Source organism: Nocardia farcinica (genome assembly GCF_029867845.1).
GTDB lineage: Bacteria > Actinomycetota > Actinomycetes > Mycobacteriales > Mycobacteriaceae > Nocardia > Nocardia farcinica_A.
On the sequence record NZ_JARWRU010000038.1, the window covers coordinates 1 to 2,862 of the forward strand.

Sequence of the window (2,862 nt, forward strand, 5' to 3'; positions counted from 1 at the left end):
CCCCCACCACCCCCTCTCTAAAAAAAAAATTAAAAAAAAAAAACCCCCCCCCCCCCCCCCCGCGGCGCCCCCCCCCCTCACTTGCGATCGCGCAGGCTCACTTGCCGAGTTTGCGCCGCTGAACACGCGTGCGGCGAAGCAGCTTGCGGTGCTTCTTCTTCGACATGCGCTTGCGGCGCTTCTTGATCACAGAACCCATAGGGTGTCCTCGCGTTCTCTCTCTCGGCGCGCACGCCGTGGCGTACGCCTAGCTTGTTTCGGCATCCGGGCCGCCGGCGGCCACCGGACACCACGAACTGGCGCCACAGGCAGGCGGACACGAACCGAGGATTCATCCTACCGGTCGCCCGGGCGGGCCCCCGCCGGGGGATCCTCGATCACGGCCGTGGCCGACCGGCACGACGCCGGAGCACGAGCCTCAACCGGCGTCGAAGTACGACGTCTCCAAGTAGTCGTGGACGGCTTTGGCATGGACGCGGAACGAACGGCCAACCCGCACCGCGGGCAACTCGCCCGAATGCACCAATCGGTAGACCGTCATCTTCGAAACCCGCATCAGATTCGCCACCTCGGCGACGGTCAGAAATTGCGTTCCGCCGCCGAGAACGGACTGCCCCGGCGTACCGGGACCGTTCTGTGCGCGGGAGCCACCGCGACCGCCGGTCGAGCCCGGCGTTCCGGGTGAGGATCCCGAACTGTTTCCAGACATCTTGTCAGACATCATTGCACCATCGACCTCCGGCACGTCCGCGCCGCCGGCTTCCCCACCGGCGGAACAGACACGCACGTGCTCCTTGAAGCTTAGCGGGACCAGTGGGATTACTGCGACGGGTGTGAGAAATAAGCCCTTTACGCCGGTTCGATGACAACGCGGCTACAACTTCGTCACAACGCCGCTTCGTCACTACGCGGCGAACACCGCGCTCGCCCGACCGATCTCACGTGTCACATATCCCCGGCTACCCGCCCGCGGCCACATGTCACACGCGAAATGTCGCCGACTTTCGGCGGCACCGCCGCCGCGGCAGCGACCCGGCCGCCCGGGGCGCGGCACGGGACGCGGGTCTGCCGCGGCGACCCGATCACTCCGACGAGGCGCCCTGTTCGACCGAACGCTGCTTGGCCGCGTGCAGCGCCTCCAGGAATGCCGAGCGTACTCCCGCTCGCTCCAGTTCGCGAAGGGCGGCGGCGGTGGTCCCGGCGGGCGAGGTGACCGCGGCGCGCAATTCGACAGCGCTCTGCTCGGCCTCGTCCAGCAACGCCGCCGAGCCGACCATGGTCTGCACGACCAGCTGGGTGGACACATCGCGGGTCAGGCCGAGGCCGACGCCCGCGTCGATCATCGCCTCGACGACGAGGAAGAAATAGGCGGGCCCGGAGCCGGACACCGCGGTCACCGCGTCCATCTGCGATTCCGGCACGGTGACCACCTTGCCGACGCTGGCGAGCACCTCGCCGACCAGCTCCAGTTGCTCGGGTTTGGCGTAGCGGCCGGGCGCCATCACGCTCATGCCCTGCCCGACCAGCATCGGGGTGTTCGGCATGACCCGCACGACCGGGAACCCGGCGGGCATCTTGGCCTCCAGCCGGGCGGTCGGCACGCCCGCGGCGAGCGAGACCAGCACCTGGTCGCGCCCGCCCACATTGAGCTCGGCCTTGCCCAGCTGCACCAGCACGCCGTCCACATCGCCCGGCTTGACCGCGATCACCAGCAGGTCGGCGCCCACCGCGCCATCGGTGATCTCCCCGGTCACCCTGACCCCGAACCGGCTCGCGATCACCTCGGCCCGGTCGGCGTGCGTCTCGACGACGACCAGATCCTTGGCCAGCCGGCCGGACTCCAGCAGTCCGGCGATCAACGCCTCACCGATCCGGCCGCCACCGATCACCGCAATTCTCGTCATGGCACTAAAGGCTAGCCGCGGGCAGGAGTCGTCAGCGTTGCTGGGGGAGCAGGGCGAGCTGCCTGCTCTGCGCGACCACCGCGCCGGTGCTGTCGAGCACGAGCTGGTCGCAGTCGAACATGCGCTCGCCGATTTCGTGGGTGGTGGCGACCACGCGCAGCCAGCCGGGGGCGGGCCTGCGTCGCAGATAGGTGGTCATCTGCACGGTGGGCGCCCAGCCGAAGTGGCCGAGGTTCATCGGCACCGGCGGGCTGATGTCGGCGGCCATCATGGCGAAGTAGGCGGCCACCTCGGGATCGCTGCGATCGCCCTCGAAGGGGCGGATCCACAGTCGCAGCCGGGGCAGCCCGGTCCCGCCGGTGAGGAACGGCGCCCAGCTGCCGTCCATGGCCAGGTCCGCGCCCGCGGAGACGTTGACGACCTTGCCGAGCGGGCTGTCCTCGTAGCCGACCGCGTCCCGCGACGGCTCGGCGGGCATGTCGTGGTGGACCTGGCCGGCGGCGTCGCCCGCGACGGCGGCGGAGGGAAAGATCGGCGCCGCGTCGTCGAGGTGACCGAAGGTCAGCGCGCTGCGCACGCGCGGCTTGCCGCCCTGGGTGAGGGTCACGTCGACCAGGCAGATCTGGCGGCCCACCTTGCGGGTGCGCACCTCGTACTCCACCTCGCCCGGCTCGGGCGCGCCGAGGAAGTCGGAGCTGACCGCGATCGGCGACATGGCCGCACGCTCGGGGTCGCTCTCGCGCAGCCAGGCGGTGGCCGCCGCGGCGCTGCCCGCGACCATGGTGCCGCCGTGCACCTTGGGGCCGACGGTCCAGGTGTCGGGGGGGTACCCCCGCATGGTGTGGGGGGGGGAAGGGGACGGGGGGGGGGTGAGAAAGCGCGCCCCCCCCCCCGCGCCGGACGCCGGCGGGGGGGGGGGGCCGCGCGCCCCCCCCCCCGCCGCGCCCGGGGCGGGTGG

General features: G+C 70.8%; 4 protein-coding genes. All 4 read right to left on the reverse strand.

The genetic code is table 11. The features are described 5' to 3' along the window. Positions 1 to 97 precede the first annotated feature (97 nt). Complete coding sequence (locus tag QH283_RS00555) at positions 98 to 199, reverse strand: 30S ribosomal protein bS22 (RefSeq protein ID WP_003402602.1); 102 nt, start codon at positions 197 to 199, stop codon at positions 98 to 100. A 219-nt stretch (positions 200 to 418) separates the two neighbouring features. Continuing rightward, a complete protein-coding gene (locus tag QH283_RS30245; protein WP_414689573.1) occupies positions 419 to 709 on the reverse strand; it encodes a helix-turn-helix domain-containing protein in 291 nt (96 codons plus the stop codon). A gap of 373 nt (positions 710 to 1,082) precedes the next feature. Then, on the reverse strand, positions 1,083 to 1,904 hold the full coding sequence (gene proC, locus QH283_RS00565; RefSeq protein ID WP_280501057.1) for a pyrroline-5-carboxylate reductase: 822 nt from the start codon (positions 1,902 to 1,904) through the stop codon (positions 1,083 to 1,085). Positions 1,905 to 1,935: 31 nt separating this feature from the next. Then, the coding region (locus tag QH283_RS00570) for a thioesterase family protein (protein ID WP_280501058.1) at positions 1,936 to 2,862 on the reverse strand (927 nt) is incomplete at its 5' end.